Raw genomic sequence first — 23,334 nt, 5'->3', positions numbered from 1 at the left:
ATTATTTTCTAACCAGGAGGCACTGTTGGATCACCCGACAATATTTAGGGAATAACCTCCCCACCAGTCTGCTCAGGTCGTCACTACCACCGGCGCCTCGGTCGCAATCAACTCCGCCAGATCGCGAAACGTCTGAAGCTTTCCAAATTGTAACCGTCGTCCTCCTAGATGATGCAATTGCCAGCGAAACAGCAGGAACAACAGTAGAAAGAAACCGGGAACGAGCATCAGCCATAGGCTGTGACTCCCCAGAGAAAACATCAATGCGAAGGGCAGCGTCCCCGTCATCCAGAGCAGACTAAGATCGGCCCCCCGGTACAAATCCCAGTTAATGACCTCAGCCCCCGGCAGGGCTCCCAGGGCCAGGTTCGCAATGTTCCAACGGAAAGTACCAGCGAACTGATTTGTATAAGGAAACAGTGAACTTGAAGGGGCGATCTCTGACACATCCGCGCCTGCTTCCTTCAGTAACGCGCGGATCGTCAGAAACGCCGAGGCAGGGCGACACGGCTTCCCGAAAAACGTCTCTTCACGAATCACAGGGGCAGAAGCATGCCGGGCGATCAACTCACACACACCACCCAGAGTTTTCTTGCGTTTTGGGGTAAGCACCTCGCGCCACTCTTCATCGGTCAGGTCAATACCCCAGGATTCATTCCAGGCTCGTCCCAGGGGCCGCCATTCCAGATAATCGCATTGCCACTGCCATTCTTCGACCGGTGTCTCAAAAGTCAGTTCTTCACGAGGAAGCATATCATGCTCCAGCAGGAAGATCTGTCGATGCTGGTCCTGAAACACCGACAGCACATATTCCGCCGTTACCGGCTGTCTCAAAACAGGCTCTGCTGACTCCATCATGTCATCTCCATGAAATGAGAAATACCGTGCTCCCACCTTCACACTTGAAACGCAGCACGCTGGGCTATCAGTTCCGACAGATCTCTGAACGTACGCAGGTTCCCGAATCGTACCCGGACCGGATCACGTTCCTTAGTGCCATAGGCAGCAATCACCAGGCATGCCAACACAAACAGACTCAACAGATAAGCTGCAGTACCATATCCAACACTCAGCGGACAAAGGAGAAGATAGAATATGATAGCCGCTGTTCCAATCCAGTTCGTATCCCACACCGGTCGTTTCACCTGCACAGTAGGCAATCCCCCCGGGGCCAGTTTGGCGATCGGTCCCAGAAACTGATCCAGGTGTTGCCGTGTCAGTTTCGATAACGAAGTCGATGGAGCAACGTCCGCGACATCAACACCAGCCTCCTGCAACAGCGAACGAATCGCCAGAAAAGCAGACGCAGGTCGACACGTTCGACCGATAAAAGTCTCCAGTGAAATCACCGGCATTGTCATTCGCGCGGCGATCCGTTCACAAAAATCGCGCACTGTGTGTATCTGAGGCCCCGATACCACCTGCGTCCAGTCTGACTCGCTCAACCCCAGCCAGATATTCGTATAAAAACTTATCACCGCTGAGTCATAGAGCTGACAGGCCTCAAACAGCGTGTCCAATGGAGAATCGAGCGTCACCGGGATTTCTTCTTCCTCGGAAATATTTAAGCTTTTGCTCCACTCCTGTCGCGCCTGATCCAGCAGCACCTCCAGCACATACTCCGGTGTCGTCGGCTGTCGCAAAACAGGCTCTGCTGACTCCATCATGTCATCTCCATGAAAAAAGAAACACCGTGCTCCCACCACTCACGCTTGAAACACAGCACGCTGGGCAATCAGCTCCGACAGATCCCGAAACGTACGCAACTCTCCAAAATCGACTCGTGCATTCGGGGCTGTTTCATCTCCCCAGGAGTCTAAAATCAATTTCAGGTAAACCAGAAGTACGATAACAAAATAGAGGGGAGCCCAGCTTTTGATCAAAAACCCAATCAGCACGGGTATGCTCCAGAGGCCTTTTATCATTTCTCTGCGAAACTTACCCCCGTCATCCAGATCCACATCCGGTAGAGAACCGGGGGCTAGCTTTGCAATCGGCCCCAGGAACGTTTCAGTGTAACAGCGGGTGAATTCCTTCAACGAAGTCGAAGGTGCGATGTCTTTCACATCGGCTCCCGCTTCCTGCAACAGAGCTCGAATCGAAAGAAAAACGGATGCCGGCTGACAGGTTTTGCCGCAAAAAGATCTCAGCGGAATCTGTGGCATGGTAATCAAAGAAGCAATGATCTCGCAGTAATCACGACTTGATTCCAATACGCTGCCAGACAGTACAGCATCCCATTCATTATACTTGAGATCAAACCAGGTAATGGGGCAGAAATAGATATCCTCAGAATCCTCGAAGTCGCACGCCTCACAGAGTTCTTCAAACGGAGAATCAAGTGTCACCAGAATCGGATCTGGGGGTGTGCAGGACAGCTTGCTCCACTCCTGACGCGCCTGATCCAGCAGCACCTCCAGCACATACTCCGGTGTCGCCGGTACTTCGATGAGAGAGGATGATGTTTGTTGCATCGTTTCGTCTTTCTTACGGTCCCTGATCTGTCACCAGCCTGCGTCGCCGATTACGGGAAATTCTGAGAACGATCAATAATACCACCGCACCAGCCAGCATGACATAGAGCAGAGCCCTCTGGACCAGTTGGGCAATCGTAAGCCCCGTTTTCGCTTTGAAGCCTGATTGTGCGACTTCCGGATCCGGGGCATAAGGTAACGCTGGATTCTTATAATATTTCAAATTGAATTCATGATCCAGATTTTTCCCGTTTTCAGACCAGTGATGTTCATCCGCTTCAATCCGGGAGTAGTATTCTTCTGCCGTTTTAATATCCTGCTGTAATTCCGTTTCCAGCTCACTCAGTTTTTTTCCAAACTGCATCTGCAGCGCCTCGGCAGCTTTCGTTCGATATTCTTCTTTCGCTTTCGTCTCGGGAGCTTCATAAGAGGCCTTCAAGTACGCCCGTGCAGCCAGCAGCTTGGAATCATCCTGCTGTCCATTCGACAACAGCAGATCTCCCAGCGCTTCCAGCAGGATAGGCGAACGATAATTCCCAAAACGCATCATGCCCAGGACGCCTTTCACAGCCTTGCGGATCTCCGCCTGCCTGTCTGCTTCCGGAATCTGTTGCTGTTCGAGTACAAACGCAGTAAACCCGTTGTTTCCTCTTTGCTTTAATGGCAGGGTTGCTCCCTGTTCCCGCTGCCGAATCACATATTTCACCAGCAGCTTCTGATAGACCTCACGACCGAAATGGGCTTCCGGGTTGATTTCAATCGCCCGTTGAATATGTTCCAGCCCCTCTTCGTACCGACCGGCGTGAATCAGGAACGTCCCCAGATTCGCTTCCGACTCATAGCGGCCTTCATCTGGCCAGCGCGCCATTTTTTCCTGAATGACCTCGATCGCCCTGTCATGCTCTCCCAGCTTTTCATACGCCACCGCCAGATCATCAAAATCAGCGAGTGACCGTTCCGCAGACGGTTTGACACTCCAGTCTTGAACACGCCATTGATAATAAGCCTCGGAATGTCTGAGAAAATGACCAGCGATCAGTTCCTGCGCGTAAGGAAACCGCTGCCGCTCCATCTGCAGGGTATCGTAATCCCAGAAACAGGCGGGCAGGGGAGTCGGCACCAGCAGTACATAAACCACAAGCGAAACGATGGTTCTTCTCACAATTCCCGCTCCTTCTACCTGCGATTAAATCGCCCTGGTTCACTCCCAGTCTTCCGTCGCGGCTTCGAAATGATCGACCGCGAAACGCTCATTACAGACACGACTGACCGTCAGCACCATCAGGATCGCAGCCACATCCAAGAACACGGCGATCACATCAGTAATAATCGTGACCTGAACCCCCGTCATAATCTGGTCCAGTGTATCGGTCTCCGTTGCAAACCGGGTTGAGACCCGCGCCATGATGCTCGCCACAATCCAGGCGAACCACCAGAGGGGCAGGATCATCGAATCATTCTCGCGATTAATAAATGCCTCATACGTCTCCTTCATCGCCTGGTAAGGCTTCCAGAGATTCGCAAGCGGAACGAAATACCAGCCTACCGCCCAGCCCGGTGTAATATCGAGCTTGGCATTCTCAATACTGTGGGCATTGCGACACATTCGATACACCCACATCAGGAAAATGATTCCAATAAAAATGGCCGCCGCGAGTTGAACCAGCCCGATCACCAGCTGACGTGCATCGTGTGCATTGGCCACTTCATCGGTGACTTCAGCTCCCTTCTGCACCGCGACCAGCATGTCATACAGCATCACGCTGCTACCCACGGCCACGCTGTTCAACAGGGCAGACAACACGATCAATACAATTAAGAATTTAGAAAAACCGATTTCATCCCGGTAAGTATATTTGCTCATTTCCTGTCTGGTTCCCGTTAATCATTGTTGTCATCTCTCAGTCAGTCACAATCACCAGCCACTCATATTCCGGTCTGAAACATCCCCCGGAAGAACTGAACGGCACCAAAAATAATCGCCCCCCAGGCCACGACGTAAGAGCCCCCTTCGGAGGCAGCGGAATAGGTCAGTGCGGTAACCACGATCCCGCCGATGCACCACAGGGCGCCAAACATCATGTTTTTCTGACCGGCTTCTTTCGCCTGTTGATCACACAGCTCATTCAGCTGCGTCACAATGATGCCCGCTGATTCTTCATCGACGCCCTGTTCCATCAGTGCTTTCTGGATCTCCTGATTCGACGCGCCGTCCCGCATCTTCTCTGCAGCAAAGTGATAGACAGCCTGGATCATTTCTTCCTGCGACGCCGCTTCTGCGTTACTCATAGCTCGTTCCCCCTGATGTGATGTCGTCATTCGTGCTAACGTAGAATGCAGAAGACCACGTCGCGCGCTGTTGTGCTTCTGCCGCGCCTGTACTGCAACCAGCACAGAACACTCACACTTATACCATACTGATCACCAGTTCAAAAACGTTTTCAGAGAGAAACGTAATTAATCTCAGGAATTCCGGCTGTCGTTATCCGGCTGTCGTTATATGACGCTACGATTCTGAGGTGTGTGCACATCAAAATTGCGTCTCAGCGCGTGCCAGCACTACGCCACACGCTCATTCCATATGCTCGCGCAGGGTTTCGGTGTTCTTGAAAATCGATTCCACACACTCGCTCAAATCTTCGGACGCGATATGTGAGTGCCCGATATTCACCAGTTGCGAATGCACCGATTGATCCTCTTCATTCATAAAACATTCGAACGCCGCTTCAACCAGACCCTGCGCATATTTCGGGCCGACACCCAGTGCCGCCAGTTGTCCCGCCACACTCGCATTGATGTCTTCCACATCCATCAGAAAGATGACCCGCCCCACACCAAAAGCATAACCATATAGTGTAAAGCCCAGCACCTGGACCAACAGCTCGTCTTCTAACTCCCACCGCGCGTCAGAGGTCACCGCCTCCATCAACGGATTTGTTTTCTCCTCCAGTCGCTCGCTCATGATTTCTCCTCAAGTCTGATTTCAGTCACAATCCCGTTCTCAGAAACACAGTCAGGGTCGCCGTGCCTCAATCACATGCGACAGGCGGCCTAACAGCTCACGCATGGTTTGCGCCTGATTCAATGCCTCATAATCCACTTCTGAACCGACGACATCGACATTGTCTTCCAGCAACATCACCAGTTCGACCAGCGTCAGTGATTCATACTCCAGTTCGCTTAACCGGGTCTCCAGTGTCACAGGGCCGGAGAGCGAGAGTTCGATCGCCGTCCGCTCCCGTTCCCAGAACGCCAGCAGCAGCGAAGCCCCCTCAATCCGGCAGCCACACACCGGACAAGAGAGCGATTCGGCGTCAGCATCCTGCTTGAACACCACAGGAGCCGCACACAGCGGACAGTCATTCGGTCGACCGGCCATAACAGAGCACCTGCTAAAATATCGTGGCTGACTTTTCCGGCTTTGCTTCAGGCTTTGCTTCAGGCTTCGCTTCTGGTTTGGTTTCCGACTTCAAGAGCGGATCATCACTCGTCTTCCTGATCTCCAGCTCCTTCACCCCCAGGTCCTGGCACAGCTTAATCACCTTGTTCGTGAATTCCATATCCGCTTTCTGATCTACGGCCAGCGTGACCTGCTTCGGTTTATATTTTTCCAGGTGCGCTTTCAGCTCATCCAGATTCATCTCTCGATACTTGTTCTGATGGCGATGCCCCACAAAGATATGATCTCCCGGCATCACCGTGATGATATTCAGCTGCTCGGGAGTCAATTTCGTCTGCTTCTGTCTGTCCGCATCCTCATCTTTTACCCGGTTCCAGACCCAGAACGCCGGCTCCCGCAGATAGTTGCGGTATTTTTCGCCCGTGAACATCCCCGGCACATCAAAAAAACGATCCCCCTGGATGCGATACAGAAACGAAGCGCCCTGACCAGGTTTTCCGCCGACGGGATAGAACGTAAAAATCTTCAAATCCCCGTCTTTCTGCAGAATGAATTCGACCTGCCATTCACGTGCCAATTTCCCCTGCAGGTTGTAACGCCGCATCGTTTCTATGTTCCCTTCGATAATCTTCACGCTGCGAATAGTGGGTGCTCCTTTGAGTTCATTGCCGTGGTACAGTTCCCATGTCCCCTGCAGTTTTTTCAGGTCCTCTTGCAGTTCTGGATCATTTTCCGAAGTCCGCGGTTCCTCATCTGCCTGCACTGCCAGCGGTGCAACCGTGAGCAACGCCAGCCCCAGACAGCAGAACCAGACATTCCGTAGCAAGGTGCGTTGAGTCTGCACCAGATCGTGGACAATCATTTCACACTCCTGTAGATTGAATGAGCACACTTATAGCGACAGCATGCATACGCCACAGACTGTGATTGGAAGAAATGCGAACCGCCATCGCGGCTCGGGCAGAGTCTCCTCCTCACGCAGAAAAACCTACTGCGAGACTGTCACGCTTCGATTGAGACTAGTGCCAGCTTCAAAGTAGCACTCAGGACTGCAGACTGCAAGCAGTTTCTCCAGAGCAGGGGGCGTCCCCTGCCAGATCTTTCAAAACCTCAATACGCAAAATCGATCGCCAGGGAATCCCAGTCCAGTCGTTTCAATTCCTTTAATATCTGCGAATCGATCGGCAGCGCATAATCATCCTGATACCAGACCACCGTCAGGCTGGAGCCATGCTTCTCAGGATCATTGACTGGTGGAAACGAACGAAAACAGCCAATACAACAAACCAGCGGGATCCACTCCGGATCGCGTTCCCACTCTGTGGGATAATGCGCTCGCCGCGCACGCTCCTGCTCCATATCCCCCGGTTCATGTTGATAATCACGACGGCGCGGTGGAATCAGATACGGCTCTCCCAATGTATACTCACGACGTGCAGCACGCCGCAGATCAACATCAATCCCCCAATCATTGGCTTTCTTGTCAGGGACACCTTCCAGCATCCCGGCATAAGTCTGTGACTGTTCCAGATGATTGAGAATCAACTCCCGCCCCGACTCCAACTGAAGCCGACAGGTCACATGATAGATCGGATCATATTCCATAGTTCTACTAAAGCTGCCCCTGATTACGACACAATCAGAACTTCACAACAAACTGCATTCCAGCATCTCACATGACATCAGGTTAGATACGATACCAACGATCCTTCATTTCAGCATCCGCGGGATCCTGCCCCACAACTTCTGATCGCTTCATGAAAGTCTGCTCCATTTTATGATACAGATACTGGCAACCACAGTGCGGACATATTGCATCGAGTAGACGAGACCGCACAACCCTGGCAACTGGTTCTTCTATGCGCATCATCTGAAGTTCCATCTCATCCCAGCGTTCATCCGCCAGTCGGATTGCCTCGACTCCGAGCACTTCACCACATTGCTCACAGACAAACCGACTCGCCAGTTGCCTGAGTCTGCGCTTCTCAACCCGGTCCATTAACAGCGAATAAGGCACAAGAATCGGTAAGAGCAGGATAAAAAACAATACAAGGATACATTCTCTGATGTCCTTAATCATGCAGTGAATACCAGACAACGCACATCCGGCTGAAAGAAAAGAGCAGCAGGCCACCTTCAGGATTTTCGTTTCACCCAGTCCGCAATCCGCTCATTCTCTTCTAAATGTTCCCGTTCATAATAATAAACGATCCCTTCTCGCAGCCTGACACTTTCAGCAACCACATAAAAAGGAATTGTCTCAAAACTGGCATCACTTTCAGCTTCAATACAATAAACCGTATGCCTGTCACTGACGGCAATGAATTTTCGAACCACTTCGATTTCGACATCGGAGGCCAACCGAAAGAGTGGGTTCGAAAACAGAACTGGCAAGGAAAGATACATAACCTCGTGAAACTCGACTTCGACCTCATGATAATACGCGAAATCAAAACTTCCGGTAATCAGAAGATTAGCCCCTGTATAAGAATCTATTCTGAAATCATCAATATTCGTTTTCTCAACAATCTCATTGATTCGCTTAAAGACGTCCATCACCTCTCCATCAGTTCCCTTTGAATACATTGCACTAACGACACTCCTGCCACCATCAGATCATCATACCACATACATCATACACACCCGGAATATCGACGTCAGGAAGCGAAACAGATTCTCCTGCTGACGCATCACCCCGGCCCCCGATCCTCCGAAGGCGGATGCCCCAGCACCTGCCGATACTGGGCCGAGAACTGAAAGACACTCGCAAACCCCAACAGGTGCGCGACTTCTCCCACCCGCAACCCCTCCTGCTGCATCAGCCGCCGTGCGAATTCCATGCGGGTCCGTCTCAGAAACTGCTTGGGACTCTCGCCCACCTGCTCGCGAAACAACCGCCTGAGATGCGGCTCCGAAAGCCCCGCAGTCTCCGCCAGGGCGCTGATTCGATGATTCTGATCCGGGGCCGCTTCAATCAGCCGCACCACCTTCCGCAGCCGATCATCCAGCCGTCGCTGTGTGCCTTGGTCGCCCTCCGGAAACATCAGCCGCACCGCCGCCGCCAAGAGACAGCCCCCCGCATCCGCCTGTTCCGCCTGGATCGTTTTCAACAAACCAATCAGTGCCGACCGCTGCGGTTCCTGGCCCGGGAAGGGGACCGCAGGCTGTTCGGTCAGCCGCGTCGCCGCTTGAAATTCGACGAACAGATACGACACCGGCTCCCGCCCGAAATACCGGTTCTCCCGCACCCCGGGTGCCAGCAGCCCCAGCCAACCGGAAGCGACCTGAAACGATTCCTCGGCGATTCGATACTCGCCACTCCCCGCTTCCACATACAGAAACCGGTAATGCGAAATCCGTCGGGGCCGCAGATGCAGTTCCTGGTGAAACCGCACCCGGCTGCTCGCAACATACTGAAAAGGACTCTCCAACACAGCCACTCCCGATGATCGTTTTTGACATATAAATAACCGATTCTCCTATTCCGCAGCGGCACCGTCAACAGTAGGATGGCCGATTATGTTATCAGTGCTCCTCGCCAATTCGGTTCACTTTCGCCCGCTCGACCTGGCAGCGATCCTTGTCTATCTCACGATCATGGCGGGAATGGGACTCTGGTTTTCCCGCCGCAACCAGTCGACCGAACACTACTTCCTCGGCGATCGTAATTTCCCCGGCTGGGCCATCGGCCTCTCCATGCTGGGCACCTCCATCAGCTCGGTTACGTTCCTCGCCTTTCCCGCAGCCGCCTTCGCCCTCGACTGGCGACAGCTGATCTCCAACCTCACCTTACCCTTCGTCGCGGTACTGGCCATCATCGTCTTCATTCCCTTCTTTCGTCGGGGGAATACCACCAGTGCTTTCGAATACCTGGGCGACCGTTACGGCACCGTCCCCCGACTGTACGGCACCCTCAGTTTCATTCTGCTGCAGTTGATCCGCCTCGGAAAAGTCCTCTTCCTGGTTTCAATTCCAGTCAGCCTGCTCACCGGCTGGGATATCCGCCTCGTGATTCTAGGCGTGGGCATCTTCATCTCCTTCTACACCATTGCCGGCGGGATTGAAGCCGTCATCTGGACCGACGTCATACAAACCATCGTCCTCTGGCTGGGAGGCATCCTCTGTTTCACGATCATCGTCCTGCGTCTGCCCGGCGGACTCACGCAGGTCTTTGAAGTCGGTTCTGCCCAGGGTAAGTTCGGCATCGGCTCGTTTGACTTCAACCTGACCGAACGCACTTTCTGGACTGTCTCCCTGCTGGGCCTGCTCAACTGGCTGACGATTTACTCCAGCGACCAGAACGTCGTCCAGCGATTCATCGCCGCCCGCAGCCTCCGTGAAGCCCGCAAGGCGACCACGATTTACTCCGTCCTCGCTGTGTTAACCTGGTCCTTCTTCTTCCTGGTCGGCACCTGCGTCTTCGTCTTCTACCGCGTCTTCCCGGAATCAACAGTCGCTAACCTCCAGGCCGACGAAGTCTTCCCCTGGTTCATCCTCACCCAGGTCCCCGCGGGTCTGGCCGGGCTCGTCATTTCGGGAGTCCTCGCGGCTGCCATGTCCAGCCTCGACTCCTCAATCAACTCCATCGCCACCGTCACCACGGTCGACCTGCTTAAACCCTGGCTGGCCCCGGGCAGGGACGACCGCTTCTACCTGCGGTTCGCCCGCCTGATCGCCGTTCTGGCCTCAGCTGCCATGATCGGCGGCGCCGTCTTTTTCAGCTCCGTCGAAAAGGAAAGCATGAACGACCTCAGCTGGATCATCGCCTCCGTCTTTGGCGGCTGTCTGCTCGGCCTGTTCATGCTCGGCTTTTTCACCCGCCGCGTTGATAACACCGCCGCCGTCATCGGATTGGCCGGGGCGATCCTGGTTAACCTCTATCTCGGTCTGAGTACCGGCGGCTGGCTGCCCGCAGCCTGGTCCCTCCAGATTCACACCTACTGGGTCGGCCTGTTCGTCAATCTGGCCTTCATATCGCTGGCACTACTGATCAGCCTCTTCCGCAGCCCCAACCCCCGTGATCTCACCGGCCTGACCGTCTGGACGCAGGAGCAACAGCCATGAGCGGCACCCTGCAGACCGACATCGCCATCCTCGGAGGCACACCCGGCGGCATCGCCGCGGCCATCGCAGCCGCCCGCCTCGGACGCAGTGTTCTGTTGATTGAACCCCAGGCCCACCTAGGCGGCATGTCCACCAGCGGCCTGGGCAAAAGCGACGTCGAACGCCGCCACCTGATTGGCGGCCTGTTTCAGGAATTCACACAACGGATCCACCAGCACTACCTCGATCGCTACGCCCCTGATTCGGAGGACATCGCCCTCTACCAGGACGGCTATTACTTCGAACCCTCGGTCGCCGAAACCGTCTTCCACGACATGCTCCAGGCACAACCTCAGATCACCGTCCTCACCAGTCACTCTCTTGACTCCGCGACCACCAGCGCAAACCGACTGACAGCAATCGACATTCTCAGCCCTAAGCAACAACACATCACCGTCCACGCACAGGTCTTCCTCGACGCCACCTATGAAGGCGATCTCCTGGCTGCTGCAGGTGCCGACTTCCGAATGGGACGCGAAGCCCGCGACGAATTCGACGAACCCCATGCCGGTCAGATCTACTTCGACTACCAGCGACAACAGTTCCTCCCCGGCAGCACCGGTGCAGGCGACGACCGACTCCCCGCCTACACGTACCGTCTCTGCCTGACCACCGATCCCGCGAACGCGGCCCCTTTAACCGACCCGCCTCCCGACTATGACCGCCGCCACTACCTCGGCTACTTTGACGATCTGGCCGCCGGTCGTCTGGCCGGTCCGCTACAGTTCAAACCGGGCCGGGGTTACGAACCCGCTCACTTTAACACGCTGGTCCGCGCCCTCAGCGTCACGCCACTCCCCAACCACAAAACCGACGTCAACATCAACCCGCGTCCGCTCGGCTTCCCCTTTCCGGAACTGAACCGCGGCTATATCACCGGAGACGCCGCCACCCGCGCCGCCATCTCAACCCGCATCCGCAATCGCACTCTCGGTCTGCTCTGGTTCCTGCAAAACGACGCGCAGATTCCAATGCAACATCGCCAGATCGCCCGACAATATCATCTCCCGCAGGACGAATTCACCGACAATCAACATTTCCCCTGGCAGCTCTACATCCGCGAGGGCCGTCGCCTCCTGGGAGAATTCACCCTCACGGAAAGACACATCACCCATCAGCCGGAGCAGGGGATCGACCAGGCAGAAATCGAAACCTTTACCGACACCATCGCCATCGGCGAATTCCCCATCGACAGTTTCCCCTGCCAGCCCAGACAACCGGGCGATACCATCGTCCTCGAAGGTTACCTCGGCATGCTGGACCAGATTACCCGCCCCTACGAGATCCCCTATCGGATCATGGTACCGCAGACCATCGACGGACTTCTCGTCCCGGTGGCTGCCTCGACGACGCACGTCGCCTTTTCTTCGATTAGAATGGAACCCACCTGGATGGCCCTCGGGCAAGCCGCCGGCGTCGCCGCTCACCTGGCGATTGCGCAACAGTGTGCCCCGCGCAACATTCTGATTCACGAACTGCAACAGCAACTGGCCAGCGAAGGTCAGATCCTCCAACATCAACCTGAACTCAACCACGCTTCCACCAGGGAACCCCAGTCATGAAACAGCTGATTTATACGCTCACCCTTCTGACCTCAATCACCGCTGCGATCACTCCCATTACCGGAGCAGAGAAATCAGACTCACCGGTCACCGTTCTGAACCTCCCCGGTTCCGGCACCGATCCCGCAGCCATCGATTACCAAAGCCTCCCGGTACTCAAAGGCGAACACGCCATCATCAACCCGGCGGCCCTGGGCCCTTACCCGAGAAAATCAGACAAGATCGACCTCCGCGACCTGCGACTGAACCTGCACAACTACCTGATCTATCATGATGGCAAGTTCTGGTGCATCTGGAGCGACGGCCCCCGCATCGAAGATGAACCGACCCAGGAAATCAAGTACGCCACCAGCGTCGATGGTCTCCACTGGAGCACCGCAAAATCGGTAACCGGCACTCCCGAAAAGCCCCACGCCTTCATCGCCCGCGGACTCTGGCTCCGCGATGGTCAACTGCTGACGTTAGCAGCCAAATACCAGGGACACGGCGCGTTCGGCCCTCCGGACAAAAAGCACCTGGAACTGGTCGCCTACCGCTGGGAACCAAAGCAGGATAAGTGGGTCTATGAGGGCAAGCTCTACGACAATGCCATCAACAACTTCCCCCCGCAGAAGCTCCCTTCCGACAACTGGATTCTCACCCGCCGCGATTCGCGGTTCAATGTCAGCGTACTGATCGGCGGCGTCAAAGCCCTCAACGACTGGAAGTCCTTTCCGGTCGTGGGCGTCAAACAGGTCTCTGGCTTCCGTCCCGACGAACCGATCTTCTGGGTCCTGCCCGATAACAGCCTGTATGCACTCTTCCGGGACAACGGCAAATCACAGCGGCTCTTCTTCTCGACTTCCCAAGACGAAGGCCGCACCTGGGATACCCCGGTCCTCTCCAACTTCCCCAACGCGAAAAGCAAACTGTTTTCGCTGGCCACCAGCCACGGTTACCGCGTGCTCGTTCTCAATGCAAATCCCCAGGTCAACCGCCGCGAACTCCACCTCGCAGTCAGCCCCGACAACAAAACCTTCACCCGCCTGGCAAAGCTGGAGATTCCTTCACCAACCGAACTCCCCGCTGAGCTTGCCTCGCTGAACAAGAAATTCAGTGCCGGCATCGCCAGTCTGCAATACCCGCACGTCATCGAGCGCGACGGTTCCCTCTATATCGCCTTCTCACGCAACAAGCTGCAGACCGAAGTCTTCCGCGTAAAACTTACCGACATCGATACTCTGCTGAAATCAGACCACAACTAGACGGAACGCGTTCCGCAGGCCACCCGTGAAATCACTTCAGGCCTGCGGTTTTAATCCGTTTCTGCCAGTCCGGGTGCTGCGCTTTATACCTCTGAAACGCCTCGTATTCGCCGGCGACGAGCTGTCCGTCGCTGTTCGTATCGATGATCTCGAACAGCCACTCATAGGGAGATTTCTTTTCATTCCATTCCGCCTGGGAGACCGTCCCGTTGTCATCCGCATCGCACTCCTGGAGCAGCCCCCGCATCGTATAGCGACCCCCTGATTTTCCCATACCTGAGTCGGGTTGATCCGTCGCGGGATCCCACACCAGTTTCTGCCCGGCACGCTCCAGGGCCCGTCGATAGGCTTTCGCATCGATTTCCTGCACGGCACAGTTTTCCGCCAGGGCCTGACAGGCCGCGATCCCCGCCGACTCACCGCAGATCATAAACACCGGCTCCATTCGTGCCGAGGCGTATCCCAGGTGCGTCGCTGAAAAACAGACCGGCACCAGCAGGTTTGTGCATTCGTCCTGCTGAGGTGTGATCGCCCGATAGGCAATCGGGTAGGGCTGATTCGTCGGCCCCTTGGAACCACCGACAAACATCTTGCCCTCCAGACCGACCAGGGTCTGCCCCTTCTGCTGTAACCAGATCCGCCGAACCGGGTACACGTCAATCCCGTACTGCGTCAGGCAGATCGGGTCCTCGATCTCTGTCTTGTTATACACATCGTGTGCCGTCACCGTATAACGCCCCGCCAGGCGGCGCGACACACGCACATACAACTGGTGCGGCCAGCCGGCTGTCTCGGGATGAGGGCGTTGATCCAGACCGAGCTCAGCTACTTCCTGACGATAAAACTCAGGCACGCGTTCATCGGTACTCATGAAATGATGCAGCCCGCTCAAATAGTCCCGGTGTGCCTGCCAGATCTTCACGTGCGCGGCGACATCACCGTCGGCATAAAACCGGCTGATGCCCACCGGCGACATCGAAATCAGCGAACTCCGCTGATAGTTCCACTCGCCCGAGTTCTTCCAGCCCGGAAAAATTCCGATCAGCCGCTGCCGCAGGTCCTTCTCGCGGGGATGCTGCTGTTTCAGATACTCCACATACCGGCCCACCAGTTCGAAGTCTTCCGCCCGGTAATCCTTAGGCACACCAAACGGAGCCCGGTGTGCGGGATCGCTGGTCGTGTAATACCGAAAGTTGTACGCCTGTGTGTAATCGTCCGCCGCCCCCAGCGGCCTCCCATGATCCTTTTCCACCCCGCGTAACAGGCCACTCTCCGGATCACCAGGAGTCTGGAACGGATCTACAGGAGTCAACCCCACCGGGGGCTGCACACCGGCGAATTCCTCGCCAAACTCCTCCGACGATTCCCGCCCCACGCGATAGGAAACGCCCGCTTTCGCCAGCAGATCCCCTTCGTAACTGGCATCAATAAAGATCCTCGCCGCGACGCGCAACGCTTCACGGGCTTCGGGCTCCACGACCGGCGTCCCCAGTTTGTCGAAGGGGGCCCGATCGAACAGAGCCGCCTGAATCGCGGTTTTGTCTCCATCCTGTGGTTTACAACCGGCAATGCGATGATCGAAAATCACCTTGATCTTATGCGCCGCGAGCAGTTTCTGAAAGTCTTCGCGAATCGTCTTCGGACTGATCTCTGCCAGCACCCGGCGGTTCTCAGTTCGATCTTCGGTCCAGTTCGGCTGCCCCAGGCTTTTCAACAGCCCCCGGGTCATTCCCCCGGTCGCCGCATAGTTGGGACAGTCCTGCATCGGCTTAAGCCCCGATCCCAGAATGCCCCCCACCCAGCGGCTGGGCTCCACAATCACCGCCGACCGCCCCGCACGCTGCACCGCCACCGCCGCCAGGATCCCCGAAGGAGTCGCCCCGTAAATGCAGACATCCGCCTCCACGGTTTCAGGCTGTGCCACAGCAGTACTCGTTCCGGAAAAGGCGACCAAAGTCAGGATCGCCAGAAAAGTCCATTGACGCAGACAGGATAATATCATGATGTCAGACCAGGTTTGCAGGATCAGTTTTCAGCAGGAATAAACAATCTTTATGGTTTACCGCCGGATGCCAGACGAAGCAACACCATGCTTAACGTTCTTGAGAAATCGAACCCACCGATTAATAGGTCAGACATCAAACCAGTAAACAAGTCGAACGGGTAAATTCTGCCTACGCATTTCATTCATAATCGCAATTACTGCCTCGCATTGTCGCCTGACATCAGGCTCTTGAGACTTGAAAACATCCAGGATCGTCTCAAATTCCTCAAAAGTAATCCAGTTCGGCCACGAAAAGTCTGGATTGGAAATTCCACCCGTTCCGCTCTCTACGAAGCTGACAGTATGCGATTCTCCCGTTGCCAGACATTCTTCAGCCTCTGATTTCTCGATGGCATCAGCAAGATTCAGTTCCGACAAGGTTCCATCCGGGCAAATCGTGACCAGGTAGTGACGGGCTGTCATCAAGGAACACCGATCGGGAAAGCCTCTCTGAGGTACCAGAGAGGCACTGTCATACGCACCTAGCCCTTTAAAGAATTCGGTATTGCGAGGCCATTCGAGATAAGCCAGCCCCGTCGGCGCCACAAAATGATCGCTCGTATAATCAACCTCGACTACGGCATGAATATCCGCCCCCATCGCTTTGAATTCCCTCCGGTTTCATACACAGACTGCATACGGAAAATCAGCTTGATCGACACACTCCATTTGGGAGTGGTTCACAAGCAACAGCCCGCTCAACAAAACAGACAATGCCCACCCAGCAGACAATCGATCCCATCCGTCGCCAGATGCCACAGACAGCCCACCGCCACCGCCCGCCAGCGCCAGGAGGGAATACAGAGTAGCGCCGCATACACGGCTGCCGCCCACCAGGTATGCAGTGGATGAAAACCGAGGCTGCAGCGATGCGGATCAAAAATCGGATCGGCCAGCAGATGATCGACGTCAATCAGCATCGTCGCCAGCATAATCAGCCCCGCCTGCACCCAGTGTTCCTTCCAGAACAGGCGCGCAATCAGAAAGGGAACCAGCAGGTGACACGCATAATGAATCAGATGCCGCACGACATCCGGAACAGCTTCCATGGAGCAGGGGACCCTTTAACCGAACATTGACTGAATAGAAGCTGTCATCATAGATCAGTCAGCGGGCCGCTTCAATCTTCCCTGAGTAACATCCAGCGTGGTACTCGATGTCGGATCGTGAAGATCGAACATCCCTCCCACAAACCCGTCAATATTAACCCAATGATCAGAGTTGGCCATTTATAATATCCTGTCGAGATCCCCCAGATAAGGTAGAGTGGCCCCCAGATAATTCCGACCAGAACAGCCGCGACGAGATACCGACTAAGAATAAAATCATAGAGTCCAACAGTAACCTCGGTCACAAACCGTAACGGCAGTAGTAACCACCAGGACAAGGCCCTTGTTTGCCTGTCATTCTCCATATCATTCCTCTATCGACATCACAACGAGAACGGGGAATGTCTCTCATAAATCCTTAAATACGCGCCTGGCATTAATCTGAATAGGAGTAAACCGGATTATTGTCCACAGAATCGATGAAAATCTGGATGGCGTTTTTAAAATCAGTCCCAAAACGCTGATATGACTGAATCGCTTCCAGCAATGAATCCAGTTGCGGGCGGGGCGACTCATGCTGGATCTCAATGAAGATCAGTAACAGCGGTTGTGTTCCTGCATAATCGTAGCCTCCGTCTTTCAGCATATCAGGAAACAACTCATCCAGGAATTCGAACAGGTCATAGCGAATATCCAGATCTGGAATCTCCATTCTAGAGGGATCAACACTGACTATCAGTTGGTTCATGCTCCTCGTTCCGCCTTTCACAGTCGATGTCGTTTTTAATCCAGATGGAAAGAGAAAAAACCAATATGTGCATATCCAGCCCCAGTTTGAGGATCATATCCCACCCAGACCTCTCCCCAGGGGTAAACTCTCGCTACATAACCCTTATCACGCAGCCATGCTGCTATAGCTTCGGCCCGTAAGCGTTCCTCTGTTTCGGACCAGTCTTTCCAACTACCGTTCTTCTGTTTTGACTCCACCAGTGCAATCTTGTATTCGCGAAGCTTACCCTCGTAAAAAGCGAGACTGAAAATCATCCTGTGCGCATCAACCTCGACAACTGGTAAGCGATACCAGACATATCCCCCTTTTTCCATTTCCTGCTTTTCAACCCCCACAATCTGCGCAACCTCCATTTCAGATAACTGTGTAGAAATAGTGATTCTCTCAGATATCTGTATGGATATTTTATCCATCAGGTCGGGTTGATTTTTCATTTCTTCAGGCAACGGACTTGTCTCTTAATATAAAAGTACACACCAATTCCCGTCAGCCCCAGCAAGGTCAGCGCAGGCAACCAGCGGTCAATAAACGTATTCAACACGGCCTCTTGTCTGTCCTGCGGGTTGACCAGTACATTGACGCGGTTACCCAATTGTTTCAGACAGTTTTCCCTGCTGCCGTACCAGCTGCCCAGCGTGGTTCTGTATGCCAGTGAATCACCTGCGTCAGTTCACCCGAGGTGGTGATCTGAGTTTTCCACGAAGTCAGATCATCCAGACAGAACCCCGGAAGCCATCCGGTACAAATCAGCGTATCCGGATCGTCCAGCACAAATTTTGTGATCATGGAGCTCTCCCGAGCTGACAGTTCAAATCCACGTTACTCGCGATTCACTTCGCCTCATAGCCGGGCAGAAACTTGACCACGAACACGCCTTTGCCCTGTTCTTCGTGGCTCCAGGCCATGATCTCGGTCATGCATTCCATCAGCCGGTCATAGTCGCCCACGGCATACGTTGACGTGGAGCCCGGCGTCACGCGGAGACCGGAATAGCTCTGCAGTTTCGCGATAAATTCTTTGATAAGCGGTTTATATTCTTCCTGCAGGGGATAAAAACTGATTTCGGCAGTGCTGATCATGATGCGGCAGTCCTTTGATAATGAAGCGTCAACGAGGGCCGTTCCTGGGAGAACAGACTTCTCAAATCGTACCAGACTCAAGGTGACTGTCAACAAACGGCTCGAGCACGAACGAATAACACAGACGCTAACCGATCCAGTATTCCCGCCGGTTGAGTACCTCAGAACACGCAACCTCACCCGTAACGCGCCCCAGCACGCCAGAACAGAGTTCCTGCACCATCCACGCTTCCGCGTATTCCGCCGGCAGGGGATGCGGTGCCTGCAAACCTCGCACGCCCGCCGGTTCAAAGCCGAACCGTGAATAAAAAGCGGGATCACCCAGCACAAACACCAGTTCGACTCCCGCATCGCGCAACTGGGACAGTCCGGCTTCGATCAGTTGTCGCCCCACGCCCTGTTTCTGAGCAGAGGGAAGCACCGCCAGGGGTGCCAGAATCCGCGCGGTGACAGACTCGGCACCGTGAACAACCACGTTCGTAAACAACACATGCCCCGACACATTTCCTACATTTTCAGCCAGGAGCGAGAGCAGCGGTACTGCCGTCGGATCGGGGTACAGTTCATCCAGCAGTGCGACAATGACAGGGCCTTCTTCAGGCCCGAATGCCTCGCGGTGAACCGCTTTGACCGTCTCAAGATCCATTGCCGTCGTTGCTCTGATGTCCATCCTGGTCATGTTTTCCTGAAGAGTGAGTCGCTAATCGAAGTTCGCGGAGCATCGAACGTTTTTTGGTCTGATGCGCCTGCATCCGTCTTAAAATATCATCCAGCGTCTTGACCGCATGTAATACATGGGGGCCCTTGTTGAGCATCACGCATTCCGCCCGGTGCCCCATCGCGGCATCGGTGATTTCCGCGCGGGAGGGCATACCTTCTTTGGCCAGCGTCTCCAGCACCTGCGTCGCCCAGATCACCGGAACGTGGGCGGCTTCACAGATCCAGAGTATTTCTTCCTGTACTTCCGCCATCCGTTCAAAGCCACACTCGACTGCCAGATCGCCGCGGGCAATCATAACGCCACAACAGGGGGAACGCATCGCCGTGAGCAGCATATCCGGCAGATTTTCAAAACCAAGCCGGGTTTCAATCTTCAGGACGATCGCCGGCTGCCGTCCGTCCAGCCGCTGCAATTCGGCCTGCAACTGCTCGACATCACTCGCCCGATTGGCAAACGAGAGTTCCACCACATCCGCATGCTGCGCGACGAACGACAAGTCTTCCAGGTCCTGCTGCGTCAGAGCAGGAAGACTGAGTTGACTCTCAGGCAGATTGATCCCTTTGTCGGCCCTGAGTTTCGTCCCCTGTAGACGGGTCTGTGTGATCCGCACCTGCACCTGATCCGATGCAACTTTTTCCACCACACCGCCAATTTTACCATCATCAAACCAGATCGACTCGCCTGACTGCACATCATCAAAGACACTGGGAATAGAACAACCAATCCGGGCCGGCGTCAGTACCTGTCCGGCACTGTCCCGCACCTCGGGTCGTCCCGGCGTCTGATCCCGGGTGACGATCAACTGATCTCCCGGATGCAGCAGCAGACAGTTTTCCCGAGCGGGTACCGCGACGATTTCTGTTGCTCTCAGTTTCTTACCTTTCTGACTCCTTAAACGCAGTGTCGTTCCCGGCACCAGGTAGGTTGTCTTGTTCGCTTCGAGCCAGCAACCCTGATCCAGGCAATCGACCACGCGCAAGCTTCGTCGCGAGTGACGGGCATCGATCAGCCTGATTTTATCTCCCACTTCCAGACGCTTCAGCCAGGCCGCTTCGACCGGCAGACAGGCATCTGCCGAGGCAGGGGAAGCCGCTGGTTGCTCAGCCGGGTAAAGCCAGATGCGTGCGGGAGCGATCACCCGGCCATATTCATCGCGGCGGGGACGCACCTTAATCACAGCAGCGCCCGGCTCAAGCGGACCGGTCCGCAGTTTGGGGCCGCCCAGATCCATCACAATGCGACACCGCTTTCCCAATGCATGCTCGGCCCGGCGGAGATGCGCGATCATCCGCGACCAGGCTTCCACATCATCGTGCGCGCAGTTAATCCGCATGCACTCCATATCCTGTTGCAACAGGTGATAGATCAACTCGTAATCATCGGCGGCCTCACTGGGCATGGTCACCATAATCCGCACGCCGCGTCCCGGGGCAGCAGGCCCTAACAGCGATTCGGCATGCGCCGCCAGCAGTCGTTCCCCCGTGTTGAAATCGATTGCTGATTCGGTAGAGTCTGTGACATCTGTTGTCTTATCAAGCAGTCTTTGCAGCATTTCCAGAACGGCATCGATGGTCGCCATGACATGCGATTCCGCCCGTCCCAGGGAAGAGAGTCCCAGCGCCGCCAGTCGTATCTGCAAAGGTCTCAGGTCGCGACGTCTGAGTGCCAGGTAATACAACAGGTTCCGCGCACTTTCGCGATGTTGCACGTGAATCTGATCCAGCAGAGGCTGTGAGCAGACGACCTCTGCCACCAGTCTGTCTCGAACGACAACCAGTTCCTCAAAGACCTGTTGATACTCCTGATGACCGGAAAGGTAATCGGAGTCACCTTGCTCTGCCGACAAATGACAACCTCGTGAAAAACCGTTGAGATCTCTGATTCAAAATCAACAACAACGTCGCTGATATTACTCTGAACGATGAACACAGAATCGCAACGGATAGCAACAGGCAGTACGCCTGATTTCACTAAATCTTAACAGGACAGAACAGCGCGAGGCAGCCGCTCAACCCGCTTCGATCATAAATCGCAAAGCAAAGCTGTCAACAGAATCTTTCACCGCGCATAAGAAAAGGCAGATTAACTCACCACAGTGGTTAATCTGCCTGAAACAGTCTTTACGTCGCTGGGATCAATATGCATATTCGGGAATGTATTGATCGTAATAGCCGGTGCCAATCGGTCCGTTGTATCCCCAGTCGCTGTTGGCAGGAATAAACTGATCGAAGTAAGCGGTACCGATCGGACCATCGTATCCCCAGCTGCCATTGGCGGGGATGAACTGATCATAATACGCTTTTCCGATGGGACGGACGGCTCCCCAGCGGGCGTACTCGGGGATGAATTGATCAAAATAGGGTCCCAGCGGATTTCCACCCGGCCGTGGCAACGGCGGTACTGTGTAGAAGGTCGGATCAGCCACTTTCCAGGCCCCGTCCATATGAACCAGCCACTTGCCCTCTTCGGTCTGATACATCCAGTGGCCATTCATGTATTGATAACGGGCCCGGGTCGCGTCATCCAGCTTCAGATGGGCCGTTCCCTCTGCCACAATCGGGTCGAGTTTTACCTCAGAATCTGCAGTCACTTTCTGTGCGGACAGGAGCAGAGGACTGACTCCCAACGCTACCGTTATGGTCATTATTTTCAAACAAAGGCTTTTCATTTGAATTTCGTCCTTTTATCTCCAGAGCAAATAGGCAAACCTGGTTAAACAGGAAATCTTTTATTCACAATACCAACTCTGGACCAAAACGCAAGCTTTTCACCATTTCCGCTGCAAAGAGAGCATTTCCACTCGCTAAATCCTGACGGGAAAAAGAACGAATCTATCAGTCACGGCCCAAAACCAATTGCGGCACCGCCGGAGGAACCGAGCCCCCGGCCTCTTGAATATCCACCCGCTCCGGTCCCCCAGCGTCCGTTGCTGGAACCGTTGTTCAAACCACGTCCGTAGTAACCGTTTCCGTAATAACCACGACCATAGTAGCCGCGTCCGTAAAAGCCATTGCCATAATAGCCGCGTCCATAATCTCCCCGACCGTTATTGTTATAGAAGGGGCGGGTGTAGCTCCCGTCGTAGTAGGTACCATTCCCGTAGTAGTTGCCATAGGCGGGAGAATCATCGTAGTATTTTGTAGTGCCTGACTGTAGCTTTGGTTTAGCACCTCCCCGGACGGCGGCTCCCGACGATCCCATGTTCTGCTGCGACCGACGAATCCGGGAAGTATCCACAGCCTCCCATTTTCCGTTCCTGGAGATCATCCAGTTGCCGTCTCCCAGATAAAACCACCAGTGTCCGTTATGGTAGCTGTAGCGGGAACGTGTCGTTTCATCGATATCCAGATGCGCTGTTCCTTCGCGCACAACCGGATCGATTTTGATCGGCGACTGCTTTGGCTGTTTTCCCTTCGCATCCGATTGCTCGGGAGCATCAGTCGCAGATTCCGTGACCGGCTTCTCGGCAGCGATCGGACCGGCATCGCGATCCACCTCACTCGCCGCATTCACTGCCGGTGTTGAGCAGAGCAGGGGACCGATGCCCCACGCCAGTACCACAATCGACATGTTGAAACGGAGGCCTTGCATGGAAAATACTCCTGTTCATATCAGATCCTGCTGAATGTCAGCGCTCGTCTCAGACCACATAGATCATAGACAGCACACGGCATTCCAGTCGCTCTATCATACCAGAAACAGGTTCCAGACAACACATTTTGAACCGTTCTCTTCATCACACATCAATAAGATTCTGCACAACCACTTTTCCACCGCGCATGAAAAAAGGCAGATCAGCTTCAGGGCCTGGCTGATCTGCCTTGAACATGCTCCTTCATGGAATGATCAAACTAAGTTGACCAGATTC

Annotated in this window: 28 protein-coding genes; 3 read left to right on the top strand and 25 right to left on the bottom strand. The window is 54.6% G+C overall.

The features are described from left to right. Nucleotides 1-72: 72 nt before the first annotated feature. The 13 genes from FYZ48_RS10245 to FYZ48_RS10185 form a co-directional block, all read right to left on the bottom strand. Complete coding sequence (locus FYZ48_RS10245; RefSeq protein WP_149340014.1) at nt 73-858, bottom strand: hypothetical protein; 786 nt, start codon at nt 856-858, stop codon at nt 73-75. 38 nt (nt 859-896) lie between these two features. Then, a complete protein-coding gene (locus FYZ48_RS10240) occupies nt 897-1,667 on the bottom strand; it encodes a hypothetical protein (RefSeq protein WP_149340012.1) in 771 nt (256 codons plus the stop codon). Nucleotides 1,668-1,706: 39 nt separating this feature from the next. Further along, nucleotides 1,707-2,474, bottom strand: a complete 768-nt coding sequence (locus FYZ48_RS10235; RefSeq protein WP_149340010.1) for a hypothetical protein — start codon at nt 2,472-2,474, stop codon at nt 1,707-1,709. Nucleotides 2,475-2,487: 13 nt separating this feature from the next. Further along, the gene (locus FYZ48_RS10230; RefSeq protein ID WP_149340008.1) at nt 2,488-3,636 is read right to left on the bottom strand and encodes a tetratricopeptide repeat protein; all 1,149 of its coding nucleotides are present in this window, start codon (nt 3,634-3,636) and stop codon (nt 2,488-2,490) included. A gap of 39 nt (nt 3,637-3,675) precedes the next feature. Continuing rightward, nucleotides 3,676-4,338, bottom strand: coding sequence for a DUF4328 domain-containing protein (locus FYZ48_RS10225; protein ID WP_149340006.1), 663 nt, complete (start codon nt 4,336-4,338; stop codon nt 3,676-3,678). A 62-nt stretch (nt 4,339-4,400) separates the two neighbouring features. Further along, on the bottom strand, nt 4,401-4,763 hold the full coding sequence (locus tag FYZ48_RS10220) for a hypothetical protein (protein WP_149340004.1): 363 nt from the start codon (nt 4,761-4,763) through the stop codon (nt 4,401-4,403). 283 nt (nt 4,764-5,046) lie between these two features. Continuing rightward, complete coding sequence (locus FYZ48_RS10215) at nt 5,047-5,436, bottom strand: hypothetical protein (protein WP_149340002.1); 390 nt, start codon at nt 5,434-5,436, stop codon at nt 5,047-5,049. A 51-nt stretch (nt 5,437-5,487) separates the two neighbouring features. Beyond that, a complete protein-coding gene (locus FYZ48_RS10210) occupies nt 5,488-5,853 on the bottom strand; it encodes a hypothetical protein (protein WP_149340000.1) in 366 nt (121 codons plus the stop codon). Nucleotides 5,854-5,866: 13 nt separating this feature from the next. Further along, nucleotides 5,867-6,736 (bottom strand): hypothetical protein, encoded by an 870-nt coding sequence (locus FYZ48_RS10205; protein ID WP_149339998.1) that lies wholly within the window; start codon nt 6,734-6,736, stop codon nt 5,867-5,869. Nucleotides 6,737-6,984: 248 nt separating this feature from the next. After that, nucleotides 6,985-7,479 (bottom strand): hypothetical protein, encoded by a 495-nt coding sequence (locus FYZ48_RS10200; RefSeq protein WP_149339996.1) that lies wholly within the window; start codon nt 7,477-7,479, stop codon nt 6,985-6,987. An 82-nt stretch (nt 7,480-7,561) separates the two neighbouring features. Beyond that, the gene (locus FYZ48_RS10195) at nt 7,562-7,954 is read right to left on the bottom strand and encodes a hypothetical protein (RefSeq protein WP_149339994.1); all 393 of its coding nucleotides are present in this window, start codon (nt 7,952-7,954) and stop codon (nt 7,562-7,564) included. A gap of 56 nt (nt 7,955-8,010) precedes the next feature. Further along, the gene (locus tag FYZ48_RS10190) at nt 8,011-8,430 is read right to left on the bottom strand and encodes a hypothetical protein (RefSeq protein WP_149339992.1); all 420 of its coding nucleotides are present in this window, start codon (nt 8,428-8,430) and stop codon (nt 8,011-8,013) included. A gap of 134 nt (nt 8,431-8,564) precedes the next feature. Next, nucleotides 8,565-9,308, bottom strand: a complete 744-nt coding sequence (locus FYZ48_RS10185) for an AraC family transcriptional regulator (protein WP_149339989.1) — start codon at nt 9,306-9,308, stop codon at nt 8,565-8,567. Nucleotides 9,309-9,393: 85 nt separating this feature from the next. Between FYZ48_RS10185 and FYZ48_RS10180 the strand changes: the two genes are divergently transcribed. From FYZ48_RS10180 to FYZ48_RS10170, 3 genes are read left to right on the top strand one after another with little or no spacing between them, the layout of a single operon-like run. Then, on the top strand, nt 9,394-10,938 hold the full coding sequence (locus FYZ48_RS10180) for a sodium:solute symporter (protein WP_149339987.1): 1,545 nt from the start codon (nt 9,394-9,396) through the stop codon (nt 10,936-10,938). Next, entirely contained in the window at nt 10,935-12,539 is a 1,605-nt protein-coding gene (locus FYZ48_RS10175) for an FAD-dependent oxidoreductase (RefSeq protein WP_149339984.1), read from the top strand. Before FYZ48_RS10180 ends, FYZ48_RS10175 begins: the two co-directional genes overlap by 4 nt. Then, nucleotides 12,536-13,783, top strand: coding sequence for an exo-alpha-sialidase (locus tag FYZ48_RS10170; protein ID WP_149339982.1), 1,248 nt, complete (start codon nt 12,536-12,538; stop codon nt 13,781-13,783). Before FYZ48_RS10175 ends, FYZ48_RS10170 begins: the two co-directional genes overlap by 4 nt. A 31-nt stretch (nt 13,784-13,814) precedes the next feature. Here FYZ48_RS10170 and FYZ48_RS10165 read toward each other — a convergent pair whose 3' ends face one another. The 12 genes from FYZ48_RS10165 to FYZ48_RS10115 all read right to left on the bottom strand — a co-directional run bounded on the left by FYZ48_RS10165 (nt 13,815) and on the right by FYZ48_RS10115 (nt 23,057). Beyond that, nucleotides 13,815-15,785, bottom strand: a complete 1,971-nt coding sequence (locus tag FYZ48_RS10165) for an FAD-dependent oxidoreductase (RefSeq protein ID WP_149339980.1) — start codon at nt 15,783-15,785, stop codon at nt 13,815-13,817. 129 nt (nt 15,786-15,914) lie between these two features. After that, complete coding sequence (locus FYZ48_RS10160; RefSeq protein WP_149339978.1) at nt 15,915-16,427, bottom strand: hypothetical protein; 513 nt, start codon at nt 16,425-16,427, stop codon at nt 15,915-15,917. A 98-nt stretch (nt 16,428-16,525) separates the two neighbouring features. Next, the gene (locus FYZ48_RS10155) at nt 16,526-16,876 is read right to left on the bottom strand and encodes a DUF6122 family protein (protein WP_145040838.1); all 351 of its coding nucleotides are present in this window, start codon (nt 16,874-16,876) and stop codon (nt 16,526-16,528) included. A 54-nt stretch (nt 16,877-16,930) separates the two neighbouring features. Beyond that, nucleotides 16,931-17,056, bottom strand: coding sequence for a hypothetical protein (locus FYZ48_RS29800; RefSeq protein WP_261344356.1), 126 nt, complete (start codon nt 17,054-17,056; stop codon nt 16,931-16,933). A gap of 256 nt (nt 17,057-17,312) precedes the next feature. Beyond that, a complete protein-coding gene (locus FYZ48_RS10150; protein WP_149339976.1) occupies nt 17,313-17,624 on the bottom strand; it encodes a hypothetical protein in 312 nt (103 codons plus the stop codon). Nucleotides 17,625-17,659: 35 nt separating this feature from the next. Next, nucleotides 17,660-18,112, bottom strand: coding sequence for a hypothetical protein (locus tag FYZ48_RS10145; protein WP_149339974.1), 453 nt, complete (start codon nt 18,110-18,112; stop codon nt 17,660-17,662). A 151-nt stretch (nt 18,113-18,263) separates the two neighbouring features. After that, a complete protein-coding gene (locus FYZ48_RS10140; protein WP_149339972.1) occupies nt 18,264-18,452 on the bottom strand; it encodes a hypothetical protein in 189 nt (62 codons plus the stop codon). A gap of 44 nt (nt 18,453-18,496) precedes the next feature. Then, complete coding sequence (locus FYZ48_RS10135) at nt 18,497-18,745, bottom strand: histidine kinase (protein ID WP_145040837.1); 249 nt, start codon at nt 18,743-18,745, stop codon at nt 18,497-18,499. Nucleotides 18,746-18,872: 127 nt separating this feature from the next. After that, nucleotides 18,873-19,415: a GNAT family N-acetyltransferase gene (locus FYZ48_RS10130; RefSeq protein ID WP_198422203.1), complete on the bottom strand. Its 543-nt coding sequence runs from the start codon at nt 19,413-19,415 to the stop codon at nt 18,873-18,875. Beyond that, nucleotides 19,381-21,312 (bottom strand): pyruvate kinase, encoded by a 1,932-nt coding sequence (locus tag FYZ48_RS10125; RefSeq protein WP_149339968.1) that lies wholly within the window; start codon nt 21,310-21,312, stop codon nt 19,381-19,383. Before FYZ48_RS10125 ends, FYZ48_RS10130 begins: the two co-directional genes overlap by 35 nt. Nucleotides 21,313-21,600: 288 nt before the next feature. After that, nucleotides 21,601-22,134 carry a hypothetical protein gene (locus tag FYZ48_RS10120; protein ID WP_149339966.1) on the bottom strand — a complete coding sequence of 178 codons (534 nt, stop codon included), beginning with the start codon at nt 22,132-22,134 and terminating at the stop codon, nt 21,601-21,603. 170 nt (nt 22,135-22,304) lie between these two features. Beyond that, complete coding sequence (locus FYZ48_RS10115) at nt 22,305-23,057, bottom strand: hypothetical protein (RefSeq protein WP_149339964.1); 753 nt, start codon at nt 23,055-23,057, stop codon at nt 22,305-22,307. Between the last annotated feature and the right edge of the window lie 277 nt (nt 23,058-23,334).

This window comes from Gimesia chilikensis (genome assembly GCF_008329715.1).
GTDB classification, from domain to species: Bacteria; Planctomycetota; Planctomycetia; order Planctomycetales; family Planctomycetaceae; genus Gimesia; species Gimesia chilikensis.
This window is presented reverse-complemented; position numbering and strand designations above follow the sequence as displayed.